Origin of the sequence: Halomonas sp. KX33721 (assembly GCF_001596805.1) — a bacterium.
Taxonomy (GTDB): domain Bacteria; phylum Pseudomonadota; class Gammaproteobacteria; order Pseudomonadales; family Halomonadaceae; genus Vreelandella; species Vreelandella aquamarina.
Map to the genome: position 1 here is coordinate 1 of NZ_LVIA01000038.1, position 22,732 is coordinate 22,732.

Consider the following 22,732-nt stretch of genomic DNA (forward strand, 5'->3'; position numbering starts at 1 on the left):
CTAAAGGGCCCAGGCGAGACCAGCTGGTGGATAGGCACGGTGTGGAAGCGCTGCAAGGCGTTGAGCTAACGTGTACTAATGGCCCGTGAGGCTTGACCCTATAACACCCAAGGGGTCTGGTCGCAGTGGTAACGAAAACCGGATACGCAGCAGCAAGCCAACGTGCTTGCTGACAAGAGACGATCACTTACCGCGTCAACGACGAACTCAGCATGATATGCATTACCCGTTACGCCTGACGACCATAGCGAGCGTGAACCACCTGATCCCATGCCGAACTCAGCAGTGAAACCGCTTAGCGCCGATGGTAGTGTGGGGTCTCCCCATGCGAGAGTAGGTCATCGTCAGGCACTTATACTGCAAAAAACCCAGCCAATAGGCTGGGTTTTTTGTTTTTCTATGTGTCGTTTTATGTCCGTGTTTTTATGTCAGAATGTGAACTCCAAGGAGGAGCGCTATGACACAAATGCAATGGGATCAGTTACTTTCCCCTCGACGCCTTCACGATAAACGAACAGATAGCACCCGGGAAATTGGGCGTAGCCCCTTTCATAAAGATCATGATCGCATTGTCTTTTCCGGCTCTTTCCGACGCTTGGGGCGTAAAACCCAAGTGCACCCTCTGACTGAAAACGACCATATTCACACACGTTTAACCCACTCCCTTGAAGTTGGCTGTGTCGGCCGCTCTCTTGGAATGATTGTGGGCGAGCTGCTGCGTGACCGCCTCCCTGACTGGATTACCCCCGCTGATTTGGGCGTTATTGTGCAAACGGCGTGTCTGGGTCATGACATCGGTAACCCGCCCTTTGGTCACGCCGGTGAGTACGCGATACGCGACTGGTTTCGCCGTGCCCAGGGAAGTGGCCTGCTGGAGGGCCTATCAGAGGCAGAGCGCGAAGACCTGCTGACCTATGAAGGCAACGCTCAGGGCTTTCGCGTGATTACCCAGATTGAGTACAACCAGTTTAACGGCGGCATGCGCTTATCGGCGGCTACGCTCGGCACGCTGCTGAAATACCCATGGACGGTACGCTATAGCGGCCGGGCGGGTAAGTTTGGCTGCTACCAGTCAGAGCAGGCGCTGTTAAAAGAGGTAGCAGATGCGGTTGGGCTACTTCCCCAAGGGGAGCAGCGCTGGTGTCGCCACCCATTGGCTTGGCTTGTCGAAGCGGCAGATGATATTTGCTACGCCTTGCTAGACCTGGAAGACGGTCTGGAGATGGGCATTCTTCGCTACGAGGAAGTGGTTGAGATTCTGCGTCAAATTGCCGGTGAGTTCCCACCGGAGTATGCCGAGATGCAGCGTAAAAATGTCTCGCAACGCCGCCGTATCGCCCTACTCAGAGGCGCTGCTATGGAGCGGGCCGTAAACGATGTGGGGGCTGTATTTGTACAGCATGAGCAGGCGCTACTCAGCGGTACCCTCAGCGAAGACTTGTTAGAGCTGTGTCACCCGGATTTAGGTTGGGGTGTGCAGTCCGCCAAGCAGCTGGCTCGTGAGCGTATTTTCCAGAATGAGCGCAAGGCGAAGCTGGAGATTGGTGCTTACACCACGCTGGGTATCCTGTTAGAAGCGTTTATCGGTGCGGCCCATGAGCTGCACCACACCGGGCAAAGCTCTTTCAAGCACCAGCGGGTGCTGGCGTTAATTGGTGAGAATACACCGCTACCCTCATGGACACTCTATGACAGTTACCGGCGAATGCTGGACTTCATTGGCGGGATGACCGACCACTATGCAGTCGATCTTGCTCAAGAGATGGGCGGCCGCTTACGCGGCGACTGAGCCATCCATTAAACGGACGGCTGGCGGAGATGCTTGAGCTCCATCAGCCGTGCTCGTTCCAGCAGAATGTGGATGACCTTATCGTGAATGGCATCGCTCATCTGTCCTGGGGTTAATTCGGTAAGCTGGCGGGCAAGCTGCTCGCCGCTCACTACCAAGATATCTGACGCAGCTTCGCTTGTGTCGATTTCCCAACCGGGAAGCACTAACACCCCTTTCACGGGTACGGGTACGCCGCAGCGCCGCTCTAACCATTGGGTAAGCCAGCTGACACCCTGACGGGTTTTATGCAGCGGCCGCCGCTCCTGCCAGTGGGGGAAGCGTAACCGCTCACGCTCTACCGCCACACAGTTCAGCTCCTTGCCATCGGTACCAATCGCCAGCGCCCTTGCCCGGGTTTCCACCACAAACACGCCATGAGGGGTCACGACGACATGATCGATAGTGAAACTGTCGGTAGGTACATCGTGGAAAACATAATAAGGGTGCGCTTCGGGGCGCACTAAGCGCTCCAGCTCCTGCCCCACCGCCAGCTCGCAGGCAAGCCCCAGCTTTAAGCGTCGAATGCGCTGGTAGTCACGTACTAGCAGCAGCGAAAACGCCAGCACCAAAATGGTACTTAGCAAGCCGTAAAGCGCCCACTCTACCCAGTCTTGTTTATCGACAAACAGCATACGGCCCATGCCATATACTAGCGGCGCTAACGTGACTAATGGCCCCAGGGTGCCATTTAGGAACAGGCTAGAAAAGGCTTGGTCGAGCCTATGACGAAGGGCCTGACCAGGTTCGCGCAGCGGTGCATCAAAGGGTGAGTGTACGCGGGCATCATGAAGACTACGCAAGGCTAATACAATGCCGCCCATGGCTGCCATGGGGAACAAGAAGATGAGCGGTAGTAGGTATTCCAACCAAACCATTGTCGTAACTTGCCCTTTAGCCATGAGCTTAAGGTCGAGCATCGTGTTATATGGCGATGCATCAACCGCCAGCTAATTTTACCTGATAACCCATTGAGGTTAAGGCATCGCGAAGTGTTTCGCGATGATCGCCTTGAATTTCAACCACGCCCTCTTTAACTGCACCACCCGTACCACAGCGCTGTTTAAGCGTTTTGGCCAGCGTCTTAAGCTCTGCGTGGGCCAGTGGGAGACCGCTGATAGTCGTCACGCCTTTTCCTTTACGCCCGCTGGTTTCACGGCGGATGCGCACAATGCCATCTAATGCGGCAAGACGCTCTTGCTCGCTGGTGTCTTCGCAGCAGCAATTATCAATAGGGGCTCGGCAGTCGGGGCAAGTTTTGCCATGCTCAGTGGAGTAAACAAGGCCACCTAGCTGATCACGTAATGAAGCCATACTATTTCTCTGTTGAGTGATGAAGCATTGCGGCCTGCCATCGCTCGTGGGTCAGTTGTTCAACAACGGCAGGCAGTTGGTACATGTTGCTAATCATAATAGCGCCTTCCGGTGTTGCTTCGGCATCGGGGAAGCGATTCAAATGAATCACTGTCATGCCCGCTTGCAGAGCTGCTTGAACGCCAACTAAGGCGTCATCGATCGCTATGCAGTCTTTTGCCGCAAACCCCATGATACTGGCTGCGTGAAGATGTAAACAGGGCTCTGGCTTCCAACAATTAGCGGTATAACCACTAAATAAGCGGTGGCCGAAGTACTGGCTTAGCCCAGTGGCATTGAGTGCGGTGCGAATCTTTGTTTCTGGCCCGTTCGATACCACCGCGCTTGGATAGCGTGATAGGGCGTCAAGTGATTCCCGGGCACCGGGAATGGTGGTTAACTCGTTGGCTAACCGGTCTGCCAGATTGGCCCGCATGGTTTGTTCCATACGGTTTAACCGGTCCGCATCTACTTCACCGTAGCGGGTTTGAAGTTCTGCCACAATGCGTCGGAAGCGGGCACCACGAAACTCCCCTAGGTAATCGGAGGAGGCAAACGGTAGGCCCACCGTATTGAGGCCGCGCGCCATCTCTTCAGCAAGCAGGGGTTCGCTATCGACGAGGGTGCCATCACAATCAAACAGCAGAAGTGGAAGCGGCATGGGAATTCCTTGCAGCGTTACAAGCGCTACTCGCGTTAATTAAGCCGACTAGACTGCTATTGAACGAGATTTTTGGGACTTTGTGAACACTGTTTTATAATTTTTTACGGTTAGCCCGCCTCTAGGTGCCATTTATCCATGTCATCACTAAGTTAACTACCCGGTTTTTAAGGCAATCTATGTTAATCGCTAGGAGAAGAGCTATAGTGGTTAGGCGACGCCGCAATAACTACAAAATGGAGATGTATATGCGATTCAACCCCTGGTTACTCTCATTTGTATTTGGTACCGCGCTGATGGCCTCTTCGGCTAGCGTGTTGGCAGAACCTGAGGCCAACGCCGATAGCGAGCAGCACCAAGCGCTGGATGATGCGGCGCTAGAAGAGAAGTACGGTATTAAGGCAGGTTCTGTTCAGCGCGATGAGCAGCCTTCCTCTGATATGTCGGCTTCGGAAGCGTCTAGTGCTGAAGAGAACGCTGACACGGCCGAAGTCGATAGCAGCACTGAGGCAAAGAACACTGGCTCTGACACCGAGGGCAGCAGCGCTGAGACGGAGAGCATCAGTACGAATGCCGAAAGTGAGAATACCGAAGGTGGCACAGGTGGTACTGGTAGCGCTGAAGATGCGATTGAAAGCGGTGAAGACGAGCAGAGCAACGACGATAACGAGTAACCTACCGCCGTTAGCGGGAGAAGCGTCGTGAGTTGGCGCTACTGCGTAGATGGTAGGGTTTCATCGCTTTCTGGCTGGTAATCCACCAGGGGGCGTACTGACCACTCATCGCGCTGAAAAACGCTTTTTGCATTACGAGGCCAGCTTTTATGCTGGCCTCAATTTTTTCGGTCACCATGCGCTGGTTTTCGCGCATCATAGTGAGAGCTGCCTGGTGAAGAAATGTGGGGTGGCGCTCTCTAGTAATAGCCTATTTGTGCTGCATTGCAACAAAAAAGGCGGCCCGAAGGCCGCCTTAGCGTCGCTAATTGCTTAGCTGCTTACTTAATTTTAGGAGCCAACTCGCCGCGCTCGTAGCGCTGGAACATCGCCTCCAGGCTAATCGGCTTGATTTTGCTCGCGTTGCCAGCAGTGCCAAAGGCTTCGTAGCGGGCAATACACAGATCACGCATAGCGGTGACCGTTTCTTTTAAGAATTTGCGCGGATCAAACTCTGACGGATTCTCTGCCATAAAACGGCGCACAGCACCGGTGGACGCTAGGCGCAGATCGGTGTCGATGTTCACCTTGCGCACGCCATGCTTGATGCCTTCGACGATTTCCTCAACCGGTACGCCGTAGGTTTCCGGAATTTGACCGCCGTAACGGTTGATCACTTCCAGCCACTCCTGCGGCACCGAAGAGGAGCCGTGCATGACCAGATGGGTATCCGGGATGCGCGCGTGGATCTCTTTGATACGCTGAATGGAAAGCGTGTCGCCGGTCGGCGGCTTGGTGAATTTATACGCGCCGTGGCTGGTGCCAATGGCAATCGCCAGCGCGTCGACCTGAGTCGCCTTTACAAACGCAGCGGCTTCTTCGGGGTCGGTCAGCAGCTGTTCCATATCCAGCTTGCCTTCGGCACCAATGCCGTCCTCTTCACCAGCCATGCCGGTTTCCAGGCTACCCAGGCAGCCCAGCTCGCCTTCTACAGAGACGCCACAGGCGTGGGCCATTTCTACTGCGCGACGAGTAACGTCAACGTTGTAGTCGTAATCCATTGGCGTCTTGCCATCTTCACCCAGCGAGCCGTCCATCATGACGGAGGAGAAACCGAGCTGGATAGAGCGCTGGCATACCGCAGGGCTGGTGCCGTGATCCTGGTGCATCACTACCGGAATATGAGGAAACTCTTCCACTGCTGCCAAAATCAGGTGGCGCAGGAAGGGGGCGCCCGCGTATTTACGCGCGCCAGCGGAGGCCTGCACGATCACCGGAGAGTCGGTAGCATCGGCGGCTTCCATGATAGCCCGCATTTGTTCAAGGTTGTTGACGTTGAACGCGGGGATACCGTAGCCATATTCGGCGGCGTGGTCGAGCATCTGGCGCATGCTAATTAAAGCCATGGGGTCACCTTATAGGTTGTCAGTGTGAACGGGTGCAGTGAGCGTGCAAGTTCAATTATTACGTATTAGCCGCGCTTGGCCGCAGCTTCAAGTGCAGCAACAGCCGGTAGCTGTTTGCCTTCAACGTACTCTAAAAACGCCCCGCCACCGGTGGAAATATAGGAAATACGGTCGGCAATGGCGTATTTATCAATCGCAGCGAGCGTGTCACCGCCACCGGCAATGGAAAATGCGCGGCTGTCAGCAATGGCATGGGAGAGCTCCTCGGTGCCTTTGCCAAACTGATCAATCTCAAAAACGCCCACGGGGCCGTTCCACAAAATAGTGCCAGCATCTTTGAGCAGGCTGGCCAAGTGGGCAGCGGTGTCCGGGCCGATATCCAGAATCATCTCGTTATCAGCGACCTGGTCCACCGGTTTCACCACTGCTTCTGCGGATTCAGAGAACTCCGTTGCCACAACAACGTCAGTGGGCAGCGGAATAGAGACTTTCTCCATTAGCGCTTTGGCTTGACCGATCAGGTCGGCTTCGTGGAGCGATTTACCCACATTATAGCCTGCCGCCGCGATAAAGGTGTTGGCGATCCCGCCGCCGACGATAAGCTGGTCGCACTTATCAGAGAGTGCGGTCAGCACGTCGAGCTTCGTGGAGACCTTGGAGCCGCCTACAATAGCCGCCATCGGGCGCGCCGGGTTCGCTAAGGCTTTCTCCAGTGCGTCTAGCTCTTGAGCCAGCAGCGGGCCGGCACAGGCGGTGGGCGCAAAGCGGGCCACGCCGTGGGTAGAAGCTTGAGCACGGTGGGCGGTGCCGAAGGCATCCATCACGAAGATATCGCACAGCGCGGCGTACTGCTTGGCCAGCTGTTCGTCGTCTTTTTTCTCGCCGTTATTGAAGCGCACGTTCTCAAGCAGCACCACGTCGCCGTTGCTGAGCGTGGGCGCGGTGTCGAGGTAGTCGTCGACCAGTTTGACGGGGCTACCCAGCAGCTCGCCAAGGTGTTCGGCCACGGGAGCTAAGGAGAACTCCTCGGCAGGCTCGCCTTCCGTGGGGCGGCCCAGATGGCTCATGAGCATCACTTTTGCTCCCGCCTTGGCTGCCACTTGAATAGTCGGCAGTGCGGCGCGCAGGCGGGCATCGCTGGAAACACGGCCGTTTTTGATCGGCACGTTCAGGTCTTCACGAATCAGCACGCGCTGCCCTTCCAGGGGCAGGTCGGTCATTTTTTGCACGTTCATGTGAGCGGTTTCCTCGTGTTCAAGCGAATGTAAGAGCGCTAGGTAGTGCTGCCCATCAGTTAGCGAAACGTTGCCAAACGCTGGCTGATATCCAGCATGCGGTTGGCAAAGCCCCACTCGTTATCAAACCAGCACAGCAGCTTGATCAAGCGTGTGCCAGCCACCCTGGTTTGGGTGGCGTCTAGAATGCCAGAGCGGGGGTCATGATTAAAATCGATCGATGCCATGGGGGCTTCGGTATAGCCTAGCACCCCTTGTAAGCGCTGCTGGCTGGCGCTGTGTAGCAGCGCGTTCACCTGGGCGGCACTGGTATCGCGACGTACGGTCAGCGCGGCATCCATGGCCGAGACGTTAATGGTGGGTACCCGCACGTGCAGGCACTCAAAACGCCCGGCCAGGCTCGGCATCAGGCGGCTGATACCCACTGCCAAGCCGGTATCCACCGGCACGATCGACTGCATGGCGGAGCGGGTCAGGCGCAGGTCGGTTTGATGATACGCATCGATCACCGGCTGGTCGTTCATCGCCGAGTGAATCGTGGTGGTAACGCCGTGCTCCAGACCCAATGCTTCATCCAGCACGGTAAGCAGCGGCACTAAACAGTTCGTGGTGCAGGACGCCGCAGAGAGAATGCGCTGGGTGGGGGCAAGCTCATGCTCGTTGATGCCCCACACGATGGTAGCATCCACATCGTTTTCAGCGGGCTGGGAGAACAGCAGCCGCTTGGCCCCAGCCGTTAAGTGCTGCTCGGCGGTGGCGCGATCCTTAAAGCTACCCGAGCACTCCAACACTAGGTCGATATCCAACTCACCCCAGGGCAGCGCTTGCGGTTCGCGTTCGCACAGCACGTGGATGCGCTGGCCGTTGACGAGCAGAGCGCTGCCATCGTTGTCCACCTCACCAGGGAAACGCCCGTGGGTGGTGTCGTAACGGGTGAGATAGGTGATGGTGGCGAGGTCAGAAAGCTCATTAATCGCCACCACCTCAAGTTCTGGGTGTTGGCGTTCCACCAGTGCTCTCAGCACGCACTGGCCAATGCGCCCATAACCATTGATAGCAATGCGATATTTAGTGGAAGCGTTCGCCATGTTGCGATGCGGCTCTTAGAAAAAGTGGCCCGATGATAGCGTATTTCACCGGGGGTTGCTTACCCAGCCCCGATGCCCACTAGCCGCCACGCCAGCGGCAACAGCAGCGCGGTAAAAATACCGGTTAGGCTCATTCCGAGCGAGGCAAACGCCCCGGCGGTAGGGCTAATATCAAACGCCCGCACGGTACCAATGGCGTGCCCATTGAGCCCCAGCGCAAAACCGATGATGCGCTCATCGTTGATACGTAGCAGCCGGGCCGCCAAGCTAACAAAGGGGATGGTCAGCACGCCGGTTACTAGCAGCGAGCCCATTAACAGCGCCACGTTGCCGCCGAGCTGTTCGGTGATGCCGATGGCAATAGGCGCGGTCACCGACTTTGCCGCAATGGAGGCCAAAATGTCTGGGCTCGCTCCCAACAGCCACGCAATGCCCAAGGCATAGCAAGCCGCCAAAGCAGCAGCAATAGGCAGGCAGGCGGCTAGCGGTCGCCAGAGTTCACGGATGTGCGGCAGTTGCTGGTAAAGCGGCATACCCAGCGCCACCGTAGCGGGGCCTAACAGCACGGTTAGCCACGTAGCGCCCTGCTGGTAGGTGGCGTAAGGCAGCCCTAACAGCGCCAGTATTGCGGCCAAAAGGAGTGCCGCGATCAAAATAGCGGGCAGCCAGGAGGGCTTACCCAGCCGTATAAAAACTGCGCTACCCACCAAATAAGCGGCCAGCGTTAGTCCAACGGCCAGTAAAGGCGTTGCGGTTAAGGTGGGCAGCAGGTTAGTCAGCATGGCTGCGTCCCATCAAACGCGTTAGTAACCATAGGGTGGTGAACACGCTGAGCAGCGTGCCGAGTAGCAGGGCGGCCACAATGGCTAGCCATTGGCCTGCCAGCTCATTCAGAATAAAGAATACACCCACCACGCCCGGCATAATCAGCATAGCCAAAAGTGCGATCAGCGGTTGGGCGGCAGCGGCAAGGCTAGCAGGTACTCTACCGATAACGGCAAGAGTAGTGCACAGCAGTAGCATGCCCACCACCCCAGAAGAGATGGGTAAACCGGAGAAGTGAATGACCACTTCTCCGATCAACCAGTAGCTAATTAGCCATAGCAGACCGTTTAGCGCGGGCATCGCGATGCCCGCACTGGGTGACCCGTGAACAGGGGGTTAACCCAGCAGCTCATTGGCTTGTTTAACAATGTTCTCGACGGTAAAGCCGAAGTGCTTGAACAGCTCGCCAGCCGGGGCCGACTCACCAAAGGTGGTCATGCCAATCACGCGGCCATCGAGACCAACGTATTTGTACCAGTAGTCGGCATGGCCAGCTTCGATGGCAATACGCTTGGTGACGGCTTTGGGTAGCACGCTTTCGCGGTAGTCAGCGTCTTGGCCATTAAAACGGTAAGCGGACGGCATGGAGACTACGCGCACGGCTTTACCCTGCTGCTCCAGTTCGGCCGCGGCGTCCATCGCCAGAGAGACTTCGGAGCCCGTGGCAATCAGGATCAGCTCTGGGGTGCCTTCGCTATCTTTCAGCACATAGCCACCGCGCTGGATAGACGCGAGCTGGGCCTTGGTACGCTGCTGGTGGGGCAGGTTCTGGCGTGAAAGAACCAGGGCTGTCGGGCCGGAGTGGCGCTTAATCGCGGCATCCCAGGACGCGGCGGTCTCCACGGCGTCACAGGGGCGCCACGTGTTGAGGTTCGGCGTGGTGCGCAGGCTAGTGAGCTGCTCAATCGGCTGGTGCGTCGGGCCATCTTCGCCCAGGCCAATAGAGTCGTGGGTAAACACGTAGATAGCCTGCTGACCCATCAGCGCCGCCATACGCACGGCGTTGCGCATGTACTCCATAAAGATCAGGAAGGTCGCGCCATACGGCACAAAACCGCCATGCAGGGCGATACCGTTCATCACCGCGCCCATGCCGAATTCACGCACACCGTAGTGCAGGTAGTTGCCGCTGGCATCGTCGGGGGTGATCGCTTTCGCGCCCTTCCAGAACGTCAGATTAGATGGCGCTAAGTCAGCGCTGCCGCCGAGCAGTTCCGGCATTTGCGGGCCAATCACGTTCAGCGCTTCAAACGACGCTTTACGCGAGGCAATGCTGTCGCCTTTCTCTTGGGCCTGCTCGATCAGCGCTTCAGTCGTCAACTCCGTGGGCAGCTGCGCTTTCATGCGGCGCTTGAATTCACGTGCTTCTTCCGGGAAGGCTTCGGTGTAGCGAGCGAAGCGGCCTTCCCACTCTTGCTGGCGCGTTTTACCGGCGTCGCGGGCATCCCAGGCGGAGTAAATCGGCTCGGGGATATGGAAAGGCGCGTGCTCCCAGCCCAACTGCTTACGTGCCAGTGCCACTTCTTCGTCACCCAGCGGTGCGCCGTGAGCTTCTTCTTTGCCCTGCTTGTTGGGGGCACCAAAACCGATAATGGTTTTGCAGATGATCAGGCTTGGCTTGTCGTCATGGCTCTTCGCCAGCTCAATGGCCGCCTTGATCTCATCAGGCTTATGGCCGTCGACGTTCGGCACTACGTGCCAGCCGTAGGACTCAAAGCGCTTGGCCGTATCGTCGGTAAACCAGCCTTCGACTTCGCCATCGATAGAGATGCCGTTGTCGTCGTATAGCGCAATCAGTTTGCCTAGCTGCTGAGTGCCTGCCAGGGACGCCGCTTCGTGGGAGATACCCTCCATCAAGCAGCCATCGCCCAAGAAGCACCAGGTGTGGTGGTCAACGATGGTGTGGCCGGGGCGGTTGAACTGCGCGGCCAGGGTTTTCTCGGCAATCGCGAAACCGACCGCGTTGGCAAAGCCTTGGCCCAGCGGGCCAGTGGTGGTTTCGATGCCAGGAGCGTAGCCGAACTCCGGGTGGCCAGCGGTGGGCGAGTGCAGCTGGCGGAAGTTTTGCAGCTGTTCCAGGCTGAGTTCATAGCCGCTCAAGTGCAGCAGCGAGTAGAGCAGCATGGAGCCGTGGCCATTCGACAGCACGAACCGATCGCGATCGGCCCACTTGGGGTCTTCGGGGTTGTGCTTGAGGTAGTCATTCCACAGCACCTCGGCAATATCAGCCATACCCATGGGGGCGCCAGGGTGGCCGGATTTGGCCTTCTGAACAGCATCCATGGAAAGGGCGCGAATGGCATTGGCCAGCTCAAAACGGGACGGCATGGGGGTGCTCCTCGCCTGAAAACGGAAAGAATAAAGGTGCTATTGTCGCTGACTTCCCCGGCGGCGGCAAATTCTCAGGGGCACGTTGTGGGAAGAACTTGCAACAGCGTGTAGACTCTGGCTCCCGAAGTGGTGGTGAAAGTGATGGTGCCGCTTCTTTATACGGGCAGGGAACTTCCTGCCATGATTTCCTGCTGATGCTGCGGTCATAACAGAGCAGCCGTCATACAGAGGGTCGAGTGCGCGATGAGCGAATATTCCCTGTTTACCTCCGAGTCCGTTTCCGAAGGCCATCCCGATAAGATTGCCGACCAGATTTCAGACGCGGTGTTAGATGCCATTATCGCCCGGGATAAACAGGCCCGCGTTGCCTGTGAAACGATGGTGAAGACGGGCGTTGCCATTATTGCCGGTGAGATCACCACCTCCGCGTGGGTGGATCTAGAGACGCTGGTGCGTGATGTGATTACCGATATCGGCTACACCTCTTCTCAGGTGGGCTTCGACGGTGCCACGTGCGGCGTCATCAACCTGATTGGCAAGCAGAGTGTCGATATTGCTCAGGGCGTTGATCGTACCAAGCCGGAAGATCAGGGCGCGGGCGACCAGGGCTTGATGTTTGGCTATGCCACGAACGAAACCGATTCGTTCATGCCTGCGCCGATCCACTACTCGCACCGTTTGGTCGAGCGTCAGGCGGAGCTGCGTAAAAACGGCCTGTTGCCGTGGCTGCGTCCGGATGCCAAAAGTCAGGTGACTTTCCGCTATAACGCTGAAGGCCAACCGTGTGGCGTCGATGCGATTGTTCTGTCGACTCAGCACGATCCGGAAATCGACCAGGAAGACTTGCGCAAAATGATTAAGCGTGAAGTCATTGAGCAGGTGATTCCCGCTGAGTGGTTGGATGCCAATACCCAGTACCACATCAACCCGACCGGCAAGTTCGTGATTGGCGGCCCGGTGGGCGACTGTGGCCTGACCGGTCGTAAGATCATCGTCGATACCTACGGCGGCATGGCGCGCCACGGTGGCGGTGCGTTCTCGGGTAAAGATCCGTCGAAAGTAGACCGCAGCGCCGCGTACGCTGGCCGCTATGTGGCGAAAAACGTCGTAGCAGCGGGCCTGGCGGACAAGTGCGAGATTCAGGTCTCCTACGCCATTGGCGTGGCAGAGCCTACCTCGGTGTCTATCGACACCTTCGGTACTGGCAAAATCGACGACGCGAAAATCGTCGAGCTGGTGCGCGAGCACTTCGATCTGCGCCCCTACGCGATCACCAAGATGCTGGATCTGCTGCACCCGATGTACCGTCTGACGGCGGCTTATGGCCACTTTGGCCGCGAGCCGTTCGAGCACAGCTACAGCTGGGTAGACGACAAAGGCGAAACGCACACCGAGACGTTTACAGCCTTCCCGTGGGAAAAAACTGACAAAGCAGACGCGCTGCGCCAGGCCGCTGGCCTATAAGCTTCCCGTAAGCGCAATGAGCGTCATGGGTTAGCGAAAAGCGCCCCTTGGTTCACGCCAGGGGGCGCTTTTTTTATGGGTCGAAAACGGCTCCGAGAGCGGCTTGCCGCGCATTGCATCTCTGTCAGTTTCATATAAGTTAATTTTAATAAGGGCTGAAAATTTCCCGTTTACCACGTGAGGATGCGTATGTCGGGTCGGCGAATAACAGGAATGGCGAACCTAGCGGCAGCTTGGTTAATGAGTGTCACTTTTTCCGCACAGGCAGACACCTGCCCCGACTGGCCCGCCGAGCGGCTGGCGCTGGAAACCCAGGCGCTAGCCGAACATATCAAAGTATGGGACCGCGCCTACCATGATAACGGCGAATCGCTGATTGCTGATGAGCTGTACGACCAGGCGCTGGCACGGCTGGAAAACTGGCAAGCTTGCTTAGATTCACCGATTCCCCATCGGCCTCTGACCCGCATCACGAGCAGCAGCGGTACCCGCACCCATCCGGCCGCCCAAACCGGACTCACGAAAGCCGATGAGGACGGCATTCGACGCTTTACCAGCCGCCGCGAAGACCTATGGATTCAACCCAAGGTGGATGGTGTGGCGGTGACGCTGCGTTACCAGGGCGGGGAGCTCGTCGAGGCGGTTAGCCGTGGAGACGGCGAGCGGGGGCAGGATTGGACGGCGCGGGTTCAGCAGCTGCCCGGTGTGCCCGTTACGCTTCCTGAGCCCGTCTCTGCGGTGCTGCAGGGCGAGCTTTACTGGCGGCTGGATAATCACGTGCAGGCACGCCAGCCAGATTCGGGTGCCCGAGGTGCCGTGGCCGGTGCCATGGCGCAGCGCGACCCAAGCCAAGAGACGCTGAATCGCATCGGATTATTCGTATGGGACTGGCCGGATGGCCCGACGCAGATGACCGAACGGCTGGCACAACTGACGGCGCTGGGTTTCGATACGGCCGATTACACCCACTCGATCAGCGGCCAGGAGGCGGCCGCCGAGTGGCGCGAGCGGTGGTTCAACGGCCCGCTGCCGTTTGCCACCGACGGTGTGGTGTTAAAACAGGCTGATCGCCCTAGCGTGCGTAGCTGGTCGTCATCGCCCCCTGAGTGGGCGGTAGCATGGAAGTATCCGTCTCAGCAGGCGCTAGCCCAGGTGCGCGGGGTCGAGTTTCGGGTGGGGCGAACTGGGCGCGTAACGCCGCTGCTATGGCTCTACCCGGTAACTCTGGAAGGGCGGCGCATCAGTCGCGTGTCGCTGGGCTCATTGGAGCGCTGGCAGGCGTGGGACGTGCGACCAGGTGACCAAGTGGCGGTGACGCTGGCGGGCCTGACGATTCCTCAGGTAGACAGCGTGGTGTGGCAAACACGTGAAAGAGCCGCCCTAAGCGCCCCGCCGCCCGAGCGTTACCATCTGTTGAGCTGCTTTACGCTAACGCCCGAGCGAACATCAGAATGCAGCGCCCAATTGCTGGCCCGCTTAACCTATCTCAGCGAGCAGCTGGGCATGCGTGGAATTGGCGAAGGCACTTGGCAGGCGCTGATGGAGGCCGGTGTGGTTACGGAACTATTGGGTTGGTTGGCACTAACGCCGGAGCAGCTTCAACAGGCCCACGGTATTGGCGCTACCACCGCCGCAGCGCTGATGGCACAGTTCGACGCGGCGCGCCAAGCGCCCTATGCGACATGGCTGACGGCGCTGGGAATGCCCCCCGGTGGCGACGCTGGGCTGGGTGATTGGTACACCCTCGCGGGCTACTCTCGAACCGATTGGCAAGCCGTGCCTGGCGTTGGCCCGGTGCGCGGCGAAGCGCTCGTTGCCTTCTTCAGCCACCCAGACGTTCAGCGCATGGCCCGCCTGCTGCAGCTGGCGGGCGTCGATGGGTTTTAACCGAGCCCGGTGAGCCGCAGCATCAGCCCCAGATAGAGCGGTATCAACAGCGGTGCCAGCAGCGTGGTGGTGAGTACCGCTAAAGCACCTTTCTGCGGCTGAATGCCCAACTCCATCGCCACGACCACCACGTTAGAGGCCATGGGCACCACGCCAAATAGCAGCAGTGCCATCGCCAGCTCCGGTGCGAGTGGCGTGAACTGCTGGAGCACCAGCACCGCCCCCAGCATTACCAGTGGCCAGAGCAGATAGCGCAGGCCCACGCAGGTCGCCACAAAGCGTGTATCCCACGCGGCGAGGGTGACCTGGCTTAACGTCATGCCAATAATCATCATGCCCAGCAGGGTATAGGTGGCGGGGAAAACGGCTAACGAACTCATCAGTGACTCAGGCAGCGTGGCGTTGAGCGCGTTTAGCAGCAGTGCTAGGAAAAAGGCATAAATCAGCGGCAGGCGGGCAATTTTGGCAAGGCTCTGGCGTACCGAGAAGTGGCCCCGGGCGCTCAAATAAAACCCCACCGTGAACTCATACAGGTTGATGCCCAGCATGCAGAAGAGGTACAGCGTCACCCCTTCCGGCGGTAGCAGAATCAGCGCGACGGGCAGCCCAAAGTAGCCGGTATTACCGGTGCCAGAAGAGAACGCCAGCAGCGCGCCTTCCTGCGGGCCAAAGCGGTGTTGGGTAGCCCAGCGCACGGCCAGTGCCATGGCGCTGACCAATAGAAACATCGCCAGGGTGAGCACCAAATACTCTAAGGTGGGGCCGCCATTCATCAGCGCGCGAAAAATTGTCAGCGGCGCGATCAGGTACACCAACAAGGTAGCAATCGGGCGCGGGTCTATTTTCAACCGTTGGGCGGCAATAAAGCCCAGCCCCACATACCCTATCAGCATGAGCAGCGGGCCCATTAAAGCGCTGGGTGCTAAGTCCATATCTCCTCCTTGATAGACGCGGTGGTGCCAACATGAGCCGAATTGAAGGTCGACCGTGGAATCTTTCATTAGCCGCTGCGCGGCGAAGCAGCGAGAATACCCTAAATAATGATCACGTTACCGCACTGCGAGGACAAACCATGAGCAGCCAAGAGCATCCGTTAGGTATTAGCTTTGAATTCTTTCCGCCCAACACCGATGCAGGTCGGGAGAAGCTAATTCACGTGCGTGATGAGCTGGCCGCTCGTAACCCGCGTTTCTTCTCGGTCACCTACGGCGCGGGTGGCTCCACTCAGGCGCGCACTCGGGATATCGTGCGCACCGTTAGCCAAAGTGGCATCACCACGGCGCCGCACCTCTCCTGCATCGGCAGCGAAAAGGCTCAGCTGCGCGACTTACTGGCGCAGTACCGGGAAGAGGGCGTCGATAGCCTAGTGGCCCTGCGCGGTGACATGCCCTCCGGGATGGCCAGTATCGGAGAGCTGCGCTACGCCAATGAATTGGTAGAGTTCATTCGTGACGAGACGGGCGACCACTTTGACATCGCGGTCGCGGCGTATCCGGAATCTCATCCACAGGCCCCCAGCCTCGATAAGGATGTGGAAAACTTTGCCCGCAAGATGAATGCGGGTGCCAACATGGCGATTACCCAGTACTTCTTTACCGCCGATGCCTACTTCCACTTCGTTGATAAAGCGCGTGCGCTGGGCGTCGAGCAGCCGATCATTCCCGGCATCATGCCGATCACCAACTACACCAAACTGGCACGGTTTTCCGATGCCTGCGGCGCGGAAATTCCCCGCTGGATTCGCAAGCAGTTAGAAGCCTACGGCGATGACAGCGACGCCATTTCCGCCTTTGGTACCGATGTAGTGACTCGCCTGTGTGAACGCCTGCTGGACGGCGGCGCGCCGGGCCTGCACTTCTACACGCTGAACCAATCGGCACCAGCGCTGAAAGTGGTGGATAACCTCAGCTAACGCTGCCGTTTACCCGCAAAACCGGCCTGCATCTCTGAATGCAGGCCGGTTTTTTTATGGTAGTTCTAAAGGTACGAAAAAAAGCCGGAACCTCTCGGTTCCGGCTAGTGCATAGCTTGGCTCTAGTAACGTAACGGTTTACGCAGCGCTTGCCGTTGCCTTGCCTTTGCCACCATGCTGCTTGCGCTGCATGATAAACAGCACCGTACCAATCGCTAGGCCAACAATGTCGGTGTAGATGCCGCCGTAGATCAAGAACATGGCACCGACCAGCATCACTAAGCGCTGGGGTAAGTTCACCGGACCGAAGAACCACTTCTGAACCATGCCCGAGAGCAACACAATGCCTAGCGTGGCGGTGAGGCCTACGCGCAGGATCTGCGTGGCGGAGCCTTCCATCAGCATCGCCGGGCTGTAGAAGAACATAAACGGCACGATAAACGCCGCCAAGCCAATCTTGAACGACGCCACCGAGGTGCCCATGGGATTATCCCCAGAAATACCGGCGGCTGCGTAAGACGCAAGCGCCACGGGCGGGGTAATGGCTGATACCACGGCGAAGTAAAACACGAAGAAGTGGGCGACGAGTGGTTCGATACCAATGTTGATCAAGCCCGGTGCCACGACCGATGCCGCCACCGCGTATGCCGCCGTGGTGGGCATGCCCATCCCCAGCATGATGCTGATCAGCATCGCAAAGAACAGTGCCAACAGCTGGCTAACGCCCGCCAAGCCCAGCAGCAGCGAAGAGAAACGAGCACCTACACCGGTCAGCGAGATAACGCCGACAATCAAACCTGCACAGGCACAGACGGCGATAATCTGAATCGACATGGTACCGGCAAGCTGAAGCGCTCTCAGAATCGCGCGAAGGCCCATTTTGTTAGGGGAGAGCCAGCTCACTACCGCCGCAGAGGCAGTGGCCAGGGTACCGGCACGAATGACCGAGTAACCCATGAACAGCGCCACGATCAAAATGATGATCGGCGCGAACAGGTAGACTTGCTTCACTAGCTTGGAGAACAGCGGAATCTCATCTTTGCGCATGCCGCGCATGCCTTTACGGGCGGCTTCAAAGTCGACCATAAAGTAGATAGAAGCAAAGTAGAGAATGGCGGGGATAATCGCAGCAATAGCGATCTCGGTATAAGGAATACCGGTCACTTCTGCCATGATGAATGCGCCTGCGCCCATGATCGGCGGCATAATTTGGCCACCGGTAGACGCGGCAGCTTCAATGGCACCGGCGCTACGGGCCGGGTAGCCCACTTTCTTCATCAGCGGAATGGTCAAAGAGCCTGTCGATACCACGTTACCGGCAGACGTACCGTTAATCATCCCCATCAGGCCAGAAGCGAAGATAGCGACTTTCGCGGGGCCGCCGCGAGCACGACCTGCCGCGGCAAAGGCGAAGTTGACGAAGTAGTCGCCCACTTTAGACGCCTGCAAGAAGGCGGCAAAAATGATGAATAGAATAATATAGGTGGACGAGACCGCCGTGGTCGGGCCGAGTATGCCCGCATCGGTATAGACCTGACTAAAGAAGCGCTGGACCGATAGACCAGGGTAGCCCAGGAAGCCGGGTAAATAGGGGCCTGCAAAGACGTAGGTCAGAAATACGGCTGAAATGACGACCAGCGCCAAACCTGCCACACGGCGAGTCAGTTCGAGAATCAGCAGTGAGCCCGCGATGGCGGCCCAAGAGATACCAGGAGGCGCAAATGAGGTGCCGGTGGACATCCGCATGCTGGTGTTAAATGCCATTAGCAGGTAGCCAGCGCTGGCCAAAGCACACACCATTAACACTAAGTCGGCGGGATTAAGGCGGTGGCGTGCCTGACGATAGAACCAAGACAGCACAATCGCGCCTGCTGTGGTGGCCATCAGTGGGTAGCCAAAGTGCAGCGTCTCCACGGCCGGGTCGATGCGCATGGCACCGCCGTTGATGGCCTGCTGCATCAAGAATACTTGCACCAGCGAGTAAACCGCAGGAACCAGCAGCGCATAGCTCACCCATTTCAGCCAAGCAGGGGAGGCCTGCTGGTCATCTTCAGCAAAGCGGGCACCGGCAAACAGCCCGTAACCCAAAATTAATGCACCGGCGATGTGTACGATACGGAACGACCAGGTTTCCATGGGGTACACGTTGAGTGAAAACAGGTGGAAACCTGAATAGGCAATCGCCAGTGCTGCAAATAATAGGAACTGCCAGCCAACGAACAGGCGGCGGTTGGGCTCAACAACTTCTTCATCGACGCCATCAGCAATCGATTCTGGCGTTGATGAAGCAGCTAAGGCGTCATCCTTGAGGCCGTTGGGGTCTTGGTTGGTATTGTGACTCATCAGAGGTCACCCTCACAGCAAAAGCAGAGAAAGGGGGCAAGAGCAAACGCTGCCCCGCCCGACAGGGTCGGCAGCGGGGCAGCGCGATGGTGCGTGGAGCTTACTTGATCATGTCGTCAGAGATATCGTAACCGTTCTCTTCGTACCAGCGTGCTGCGCCTGGGTGGAAAGGCAGTACCGTGTTGTGCACGATGTTTTCCGGAATGCTGGTTTCAGCACTGCGGTGTACGTCGCGCATCCGATCATTGTTTTCCATGGTGGCTTTCGTGACTTCATAGATGAAGTCTTCCGGCAGGTCGCAACCGGCAATGGCGAAGTTCCACATGGAAACGGCGCGAGCATCCTCTTCCAGCGTGGTGTAAGTGCTGGCGGGGATGGTGAACTCAGCAACCGGATAGTTGTCCAGCACAGTCGCCAGCTCTTCTTCGGTAAATTCGATGATATTCACGTCGGTTTGGACTTCCAGCTGGCTAACTGCCGGAATCGGGATGCCTGCTGCAAAGGCGACAACGTCCAGCAGACCGTCCTGAAGCTGGCCACCCAGATCCGACCAGCCGCCGTTACGACGCTCGAAGTTCACACCCAGGGTTTCCAGCATGGCCGGGAAGTAGGTGTCAGAGGTAGACGCCGCTGGGCCGAAACCGATGCGCGCACCGTCGGGGATGTCGGAAATAGTTTCAATACCGGAGCTAGAGAGCGCAGCGATAGAGAACGGGGTTTCATACATCGGGAACAGCGCGCAAACGTTGTCCATGACTAGGCCAGGTGCCAGCGGGCTTTCGCCTTTGATGGCATCAGACGCCGGACCCATAGTGGTTAGGCCAAACGCCATATCGCCACTATGTACTAGCGCCAGGTTTTGGGTAGGGCCACCAGTCACTTCGCCGCCGCCTGAAACACCGAGCTCATCGGCGATGAAGTTTGCCCAGCCAGAGCCATAAACGAAGTAGGTGCCGCCTTGACTTGCCGTACCAACAGTAAAGTTAGTGGGCCATTCAGAGCGGTCCGCATGGGCAGTGCCTGCAGCAAGTAACGCGCTGCCTGCGAGCAGAGCGACAGTTTTGGGCATCGTATTGCGCATGGCGAGATTTCCTAAGCTGTTATTGGGGTTATCGTCTGGCGCGTGTGGGACACCGCCAGTGCTTCATCATTAAGCAGCTTATATAGAGCGATACTTGTGCCACATATACGATTTAATATAGAAATCAATGCATTAAAAATTTTCTCTTCAACTTTGGTTGAAAAGCAAAAGCCATTAAGTGTCTGGCTTTGCGCACGCTCTAGATAGGGTGGTGTGCGGTTTTTCACACACTTTTCAAAGGAGGCACCTAGCGATGCAGCCGCTGCACCGCTAGCGAGGGGCGTTATTTGTTTTTACCTGGGTCAAGAATGCGAACCGGCTGCACATCCTGGATTTTTTGCTCATCACGCACCTGATTCACTCGTGTAGTGAGCTCGGGGGTCGCTTCGTCTTCAATGGGCAGCTGTTCGAAGAAATCACAGCTCACGCATTCACGGTAGCGGATGCCGTGCTGCTCCCACGCACGAATGCGGTCCATGGCGGCACAGCGGGGGCAGGTCACGCCTGCAATAAAACGCTTAATACTCGACATACATACACTCCCAACGTGCGGCGGCAACGCCGCCGCACCGGATAAAAATAGCCAGCTTAGGCGGCGCGAATACCGCTATGGCGCAGCAGCGGTTCGACGCTAGGTTCGCGGCCTCGGAAGGCACGGAATAGCTCGGCGGCATCCCGCGCACCGCCTTGCTCAAGAATTTCCTCGCGGAAGCGCTGGCCAGTGTCTGGGTCAAAAATCCCGGCTTCTTCAAAGGCGCTCCAGGCATCGGCAGAGAGCACTTCTGCCCATTTATAGCTGTAGTAGCCCGCTGCGTAGCCGCCTGCAAAGATGTGGCTGAAACTGTTTTGGAAGCGGTTGAAGTCGACCACGGGAACGACAGAGGTTTGGCGACGCACGTCGTCGAGCAGCGTCTGAACATCGCTGGCCGAAGGCGCTTCCAGCTCGTGATGGAGGCGTAGGTCGAACAGAGAAAACTCGATCTGACGCACCATGCCCATGGCGGACTGGAAGTTTTTCGCCGCTTGCAGGCGCTCGAACAGAACGTCCGGCAGCGGTTCGCCGGTATCCACATGTTTGGCCAGCAGGTCGAGGCCTTCCCGCTCCCAGCAGTAGTTTTCCATAAACTGACTGGGCAGCTCGACGGCATCCCAGGCGACGCCATTAATGCCGGAGACGTCTGCCACCTCTTGCTTGGTTAGCATATGGTGCAAGCCGTGACCAAACTCGTGGAACAGCGTGGTCACTTCATCATGGGTCAGCAGCGCAGGCTTGCCGCCCACCGGCGCGGTGAAGTTGCAGGTCAAGAAGGCCACTGGGAGCTGCACGCCGTTCTCGGTTTTACGGCGTACCCGGCAGTCAGCCATCCACGCACCGCCCCGTTTGCCTTCGCGGGCGTAGAGATCCAGATAGAACCCGGCAATCGGTTTGCCCTGTTCGGTAATACGGAAGAAGCGCACGTCGTCGTGATAGCTCGGAGCGCTGCTGTCTTCTTTTACCTGAACGTTGTAAAGACGCTCGACGACTTGGAACAAGCCATCCACGACCCGCGGCGCGGGGAAGTAGGGGCGAAGCTGCTCTTGGGAAATAGCGTAGCGTGCTTCGCGCAGTTTCTCGCTGGCGTAGGCGACATCCCAAGGTTTGAGAGCATCGATACCTAGCTCGTCACGGGCGTAGGCGCTGAGTTCGGCAAACTCCTTCTGCGCTTGCGGCTTGGCGCGGCGGGCGAGGTCTTCCAAAAAGTCCAGCACCTGCGCGGGGGAGTCTGCCATTTTGGTAGTTAGCGAGTAGTCGGCGTAGGTGTCGAAGCCCAGCAACCGCGCCAGTTCCTGACGCAGGGCCAGAATCTCTTCCAAAATGGGGGCGTTGTCGAACTTGCCCGCGTTGGGGCCCTGGTCGGAGGCGCGGGTCACGAAGGCAGTATACACTTCTTCGCGCAGCTCGCGGCTGTCGGCGTAGCTGACGATGGGGAAGAAGCTGGGGAAATCCAGCGTAATGCGGTAGCCATCAACGCCTTTAGCGTCTGCCAGGGCTTTAAGAGTTTCCAGAGCGCTCTCAGGAACGCCTGCCAGCGCGTCGCGATCCTGAATGTCTTTATGCCATGCCTGGGTGGCGTCCAGAACGTTGTTGGAGAACTGGTTAGAAAGCGTAGAGAGGCGGGACTGAATCTCGCCGTAGCGTGCCTTCTTATCCGCCGGTAGGTCGACCCCGGCCAGTCGGAAATCGCGCAGGGCATTATCCACCGTGCGTTGCTGGGCAATTGTTAGCGTTGCCCAGCTCTCGCTCTCTTTCAGCGCCTGCCAGCCCTTAAATAGCCCTTCGTGCTGACCGACCCAGGTGCCAAACGCAGAGAGTTTTTCCAAGCAGGCTTGGTAAGCATCGCGCAGCTCTGGGGTATTCATGGTGCCGTTGAGGTGCGACACCGGCGACCAAGCTTGGGAAAGACGGTCATTCACTGCTTCCAGCGGTGCGGCAAAGTTGTCCCACGTTGGGGAGGTGGCAGCGGCCTGTTGGGCGAGGCGATCAATCGCCTCGCGGCTCTCATCGAGCAGCGTTTCCACGGCGGGTACCACGTGGTCGGCACGAATGTCGGCGAAAGGGGGAAGCTCGTGGCTCTCTAGCAACGGGTTGCGGGACATAAGCACCTCGGTAGCAATCAAGTTAGGG

The 22,732-nt window shown here is 57.8% G+C and carries 20 protein-coding genes and 2 rRNA genes; 7 read left to right on the forward strand and 15 right to left on the reverse strand.

Annotated features, from left to right (window positions below; translation table 11 throughout):
- The 3 genes from A3220_RS13630 to A3220_RS13640 all read left to right on the forward strand — a co-directional run.
- Nucleotides 1-100, forward strand: a 23S ribosomal RNA gene (locus A3220_RS13630); the annotation flags it as partial.
- A 134-nt stretch (nt 101-234) separates the two neighbouring features.
- Nucleotides 235-350, forward strand: a 5S ribosomal RNA gene (gene rrf, locus A3220_RS13635).
- A gap of 107 nt (nt 351-457) precedes the next feature.
- A complete protein-coding gene (locus A3220_RS13640; protein WP_062363374.1) occupies nt 458-1,789 on the forward strand; it encodes a deoxyguanosinetriphosphate triphosphohydrolase in 1,332 nt (443 codons plus the stop codon).
- 8 nt (nt 1,790-1,797) lie between these two features.
- On the opposite strand, the gene A3220_RS13645 is transcribed toward A3220_RS13640, so the two are convergent.
- The 3 genes from A3220_RS13645 to A3220_RS13655 all read right to left on the reverse strand — a co-directional run bounded on the left by A3220_RS13645 (nt 1,798) and on the right by A3220_RS13655 (nt 3,842).
- Complete coding sequence (locus A3220_RS13645; protein WP_062375328.1) at nt 1,798-2,706, reverse strand: nuclease-related domain-containing protein; 909 nt, start codon at nt 2,704-2,706, stop codon at nt 1,798-1,800.
- Nucleotides 2,707-2,767: 61 nt separating this feature from the next.
- On the reverse strand, nt 2,768-3,142 hold the full coding sequence (locus tag A3220_RS13650; protein WP_054641448.1) for a translation initiation factor Sui1: 375 nt from the start codon (nt 3,140-3,142) through the stop codon (nt 2,768-2,770).
- A 1-nt stretch (nt 3,143) separates the two neighbouring features.
- Nucleotides 3,144-3,842 (reverse strand): HAD-IA family hydrolase, encoded by a 699-nt coding sequence (locus tag A3220_RS13655; RefSeq protein WP_054641449.1) that lies wholly within the window; start codon nt 3,840-3,842, stop codon nt 3,144-3,146.
- A 248-nt stretch (nt 3,843-4,090) separates the two neighbouring features.
- On the opposite strand from A3220_RS13655, the gene A3220_RS13660 reads away from it, so the two are divergent.
- On the forward strand, nt 4,091-4,516 hold the full coding sequence (locus tag A3220_RS13660) for a hypothetical protein (protein ID WP_054645212.1): 426 nt from the start codon (nt 4,091-4,093) through the stop codon (nt 4,514-4,516).
- Between the two features lie 10 nt (nt 4,517-4,526).
- Here A3220_RS13660 and A3220_RS13665 read toward each other — a convergent pair whose 3' ends face one another.
- From A3220_RS13665 to tkt, 7 genes are all read right to left on the reverse strand, one after another.
- Nucleotides 4,527-4,715: a hypothetical protein gene (locus A3220_RS13665; protein WP_232068195.1), complete on the reverse strand. Its 189-nt coding sequence runs from the start codon at nt 4,713-4,715 to the stop codon at nt 4,527-4,529.
- 121 nt (nt 4,716-4,836) lie between these two features.
- Nucleotides 4,837-5,901 carry a class II fructose-bisphosphate aldolase gene (fba, locus tag A3220_RS13670; protein WP_062363362.1) on the reverse strand — a complete coding sequence of 355 codons (1,065 nt, stop codon included), beginning with the start codon at nt 5,899-5,901 and terminating at the stop codon, nt 4,837-4,839.
- Nucleotides 5,902-5,966: 65 nt separating this feature from the next.
- Entirely contained in the window at nt 5,967-7,136 is a 1,170-nt protein-coding gene (locus A3220_RS13675) for a phosphoglycerate kinase (RefSeq protein ID WP_044630430.1), read from the reverse strand.
- A 59-nt stretch (nt 7,137-7,195) separates the two neighbouring features.
- Nucleotides 7,196-8,224 carry a glyceraldehyde 3-phosphate dehydrogenase NAD-binding domain-containing protein gene (locus A3220_RS13680; protein ID WP_062363354.1) on the reverse strand — a complete coding sequence of 343 codons (1,029 nt, stop codon included), beginning with the start codon at nt 8,222-8,224 and terminating at the stop codon, nt 7,196-7,198.
- Nucleotides 8,225-8,283: 59 nt separating this feature from the next.
- The gene (locus A3220_RS13685; protein WP_062363349.1) at nt 8,284-9,006 is read right to left on the reverse strand and encodes an LrgB family protein; all 723 of its coding nucleotides are present in this window, start codon (nt 9,004-9,006) and stop codon (nt 8,284-8,286) included.
- Nucleotides 8,996-9,349, reverse strand: a complete 354-nt coding sequence (locus tag A3220_RS13690; RefSeq protein WP_062363377.1) for a CidA/LrgA family protein — start codon at nt 9,347-9,349, stop codon at nt 8,996-8,998. The genes A3220_RS13685 and A3220_RS13690 overlap by 11 nt, the downstream gene beginning before the upstream one ends.
- A gap of 36 nt (nt 9,350-9,385) precedes the next feature.
- Nucleotides 9,386-11,377, reverse strand: a complete 1,992-nt coding sequence (tkt, locus tag A3220_RS13695; RefSeq protein WP_044630434.1) for a transketolase — start codon at nt 11,375-11,377, stop codon at nt 9,386-9,388.
- 246 nt (nt 11,378-11,623) lie between these two features.
- Here tkt and metK point away from each other — a divergent pair, with 246 nt between their 5' ends.
- Both metK and ligB read left to right on the forward strand, forming a co-directional pair.
- Entirely contained in the window at nt 11,624-12,844 is a 1,221-nt protein-coding gene (gene metK, locus A3220_RS13700; protein ID WP_062375330.1) for a methionine adenosyltransferase, read from the forward strand.
- 213 nt (nt 12,845-13,057) lie between these two features.
- Nucleotides 13,058-14,731, forward strand: coding sequence for an NAD-dependent DNA ligase LigB (gene ligB / locus A3220_RS13705; RefSeq protein WP_062375332.1), 1,674 nt, complete (start codon nt 13,058-13,060; stop codon nt 14,729-14,731).
- Here the strand turns inward: ligB and A3220_RS13710 are convergent.
- A complete protein-coding gene (locus A3220_RS13710; protein WP_062375333.1) occupies nt 14,728-15,663 on the reverse strand; it encodes an AEC family transporter in 936 nt (311 codons plus the stop codon). The genes ligB and A3220_RS13710 overlap by 4 nt on opposite strands.
- Nucleotides 15,664-15,803: 140 nt before the next feature.
- Here A3220_RS13710 and metF point away from each other — a divergent pair, with 140 nt between their 5' ends.
- Nucleotides 15,804-16,643, forward strand: coding sequence for a methylenetetrahydrofolate reductase [NAD(P)H] (gene metF / locus A3220_RS13715; protein WP_062375335.1), 840 nt, complete (start codon nt 15,804-15,806; stop codon nt 16,641-16,643).
- A 138-nt stretch (nt 16,644-16,781) separates the two neighbouring features.
- Here the strand turns inward: metF and A3220_RS13720 are convergent, their stop codons facing one another.
- From A3220_RS13720 to prlC, 4 genes are all read right to left on the reverse strand, one after another.
- Nucleotides 16,782-18,986, reverse strand: a complete 2,205-nt coding sequence (locus tag A3220_RS13720) for a TRAP transporter fused permease subunit (RefSeq protein ID WP_062375337.1) — start codon at nt 18,984-18,986, stop codon at nt 16,782-16,784.
- A gap of 100 nt (nt 18,987-19,086) precedes the next feature.
- Nucleotides 19,087-20,067, reverse strand: a complete 981-nt coding sequence (locus A3220_RS13725; RefSeq protein ID WP_062362893.1) for a TAXI family TRAP transporter solute-binding subunit — start codon at nt 20,065-20,067, stop codon at nt 19,087-19,089.
- A gap of 283 nt (nt 20,068-20,350) precedes the next feature.
- Nucleotides 20,351-20,599 carry a YheV family putative zinc ribbon protein gene (locus A3220_RS13730; RefSeq protein WP_044630441.1) on the reverse strand — a complete coding sequence of 83 codons (249 nt, stop codon included), beginning with the start codon at nt 20,597-20,599 and terminating at the stop codon, nt 20,351-20,353.
- Between the two features lie 56 nt (nt 20,600-20,655).
- A complete protein-coding gene (prlC, locus tag A3220_RS13735; protein ID WP_062375338.1) occupies nt 20,656-22,704 on the reverse strand; it encodes an oligopeptidase A in 2,049 nt (682 codons plus the stop codon).
- Between the last annotated feature and the right edge of the window lie 28 nt (nt 22,705-22,732).

Excerpts from the sequence above, each read along its gene's own strand:
- A3220_RS13685 (WP_062363349.1), bottom strand. The coding sequence starts at position 9,006 with ATGCTGACTAACCTGCTGCCCACCTTAACCGCAACGCCTTTACTGGCC.
- tkt (WP_044630434.1), bottom strand. The coding sequence starts at position 11,377 with ATGCCGTCCCGTTTTGAGCTGGCCAATGCCATTCGCGCCCTTTCCATG.
- A3220_RS13660 (WP_054645212.1), top strand. The coding sequence starts at position 4,091 with ATGCGATTCAACCCCTGGTTACTCTCATTTGTATTTGGTACCGCGCTG.
- A3220_RS13690 (WP_062363377.1), bottom strand. The coding sequence starts at position 9,349 with ATGCCCGCGCTAAACGGTCTGCTATGGCTAATTAGCTACTGGTTGATC.
- metF (WP_062375335.1), top strand. The coding sequence starts at position 15,804 with ATGAGCAGCCAAGAGCATCCGTTAGGTATTAGCTTTGAATTCTTTCCG.
- A3220_RS13655 (WP_054641449.1), bottom strand. The coding sequence starts at position 3,842 with ATGCCGCTTCCACTTCTGCTGTTTGATTGTGATGGCACCCTCGTCGAT.
- A3220_RS13650 (WP_054641448.1), bottom strand. The coding sequence starts at position 3,142 with ATGGCTTCATTACGTGATCAGCTAGGTGGCCTTGTTTACTCCACTGAG.
- A3220_RS13675 (WP_044630430.1), bottom strand. The coding sequence starts at position 7,136 with ATGAACGTGCAAAAAATGACCGACCTGCCCCTGGAAGGGCAGCGCGTG.
- fba (WP_062363362.1), bottom strand. The coding sequence starts at position 5,901 with ATGGCTTTAATTAGCATGCGCCAGATGCTCGACCACGCCGCCGAATAT.
- A3220_RS13730 (WP_044630441.1), bottom strand. The coding sequence starts at position 20,599 with ATGTCGAGTATTAAGCGTTTTATTGCAGGCGTGACCTGCCCCCGCTGT.
- A3220_RS13640 (WP_062363374.1), top strand. The coding sequence starts at position 458 with ATGACACAAATGCAATGGGATCAGTTACTTTCCCCTCGACGCCTTCAC.
- metK (WP_062375330.1), top strand. The coding sequence starts at position 11,624 with ATGAGCGAATATTCCCTGTTTACCTCCGAGTCCGTTTCCGAAGGCCAT.
- A3220_RS13725 (WP_062362893.1), bottom strand. The coding sequence starts at position 20,067 with ATGCGCAATACGATGCCCAAAACTGTCGCTCTGCTCGCAGGCAGCGCG.
- A3220_RS13720 (WP_062375337.1), bottom strand. The coding sequence starts at position 18,986 with ATGAGTCACAATACCAACCAAGACCCCAACGGCCTCAAGGATGACGCC.
- prlC (WP_062375338.1), bottom strand. The coding sequence starts at position 22,704 with ATGTCCCGCAACCCGTTGCTAGAGAGCCACGAGCTTCCCCCTTTCGCC.
- A3220_RS13665 (WP_232068195.1), bottom strand. The coding sequence starts at position 4,715 with ATGATGCGCGAAAACCAGCGCATGGTGACCGAAAAAATTGAGGCCAGC.
- A3220_RS13710 (WP_062375333.1), bottom strand. The coding sequence starts at position 15,663 with ATGGACTTAGCACCCAGCGCTTTAATGGGCCCGCTGCTCATGCTGATA.
- A3220_RS13680 (WP_062363354.1), bottom strand. The coding sequence starts at position 8,224 with ATGGCGAACGCTTCCACTAAATATCGCATTGCTATCAATGGTTATGGG.
- A3220_RS13645 (WP_062375328.1), bottom strand. The coding sequence starts at position 2,706 with ATGGTTTGGTTGGAATACCTACTACCGCTCATCTTCTTGTTCCCCATG.
- ligB (WP_062375332.1), top strand. The coding sequence starts at position 13,058 with ATGGCGAACCTAGCGGCAGCTTGGTTAATGAGTGTCACTTTTTCCGCA.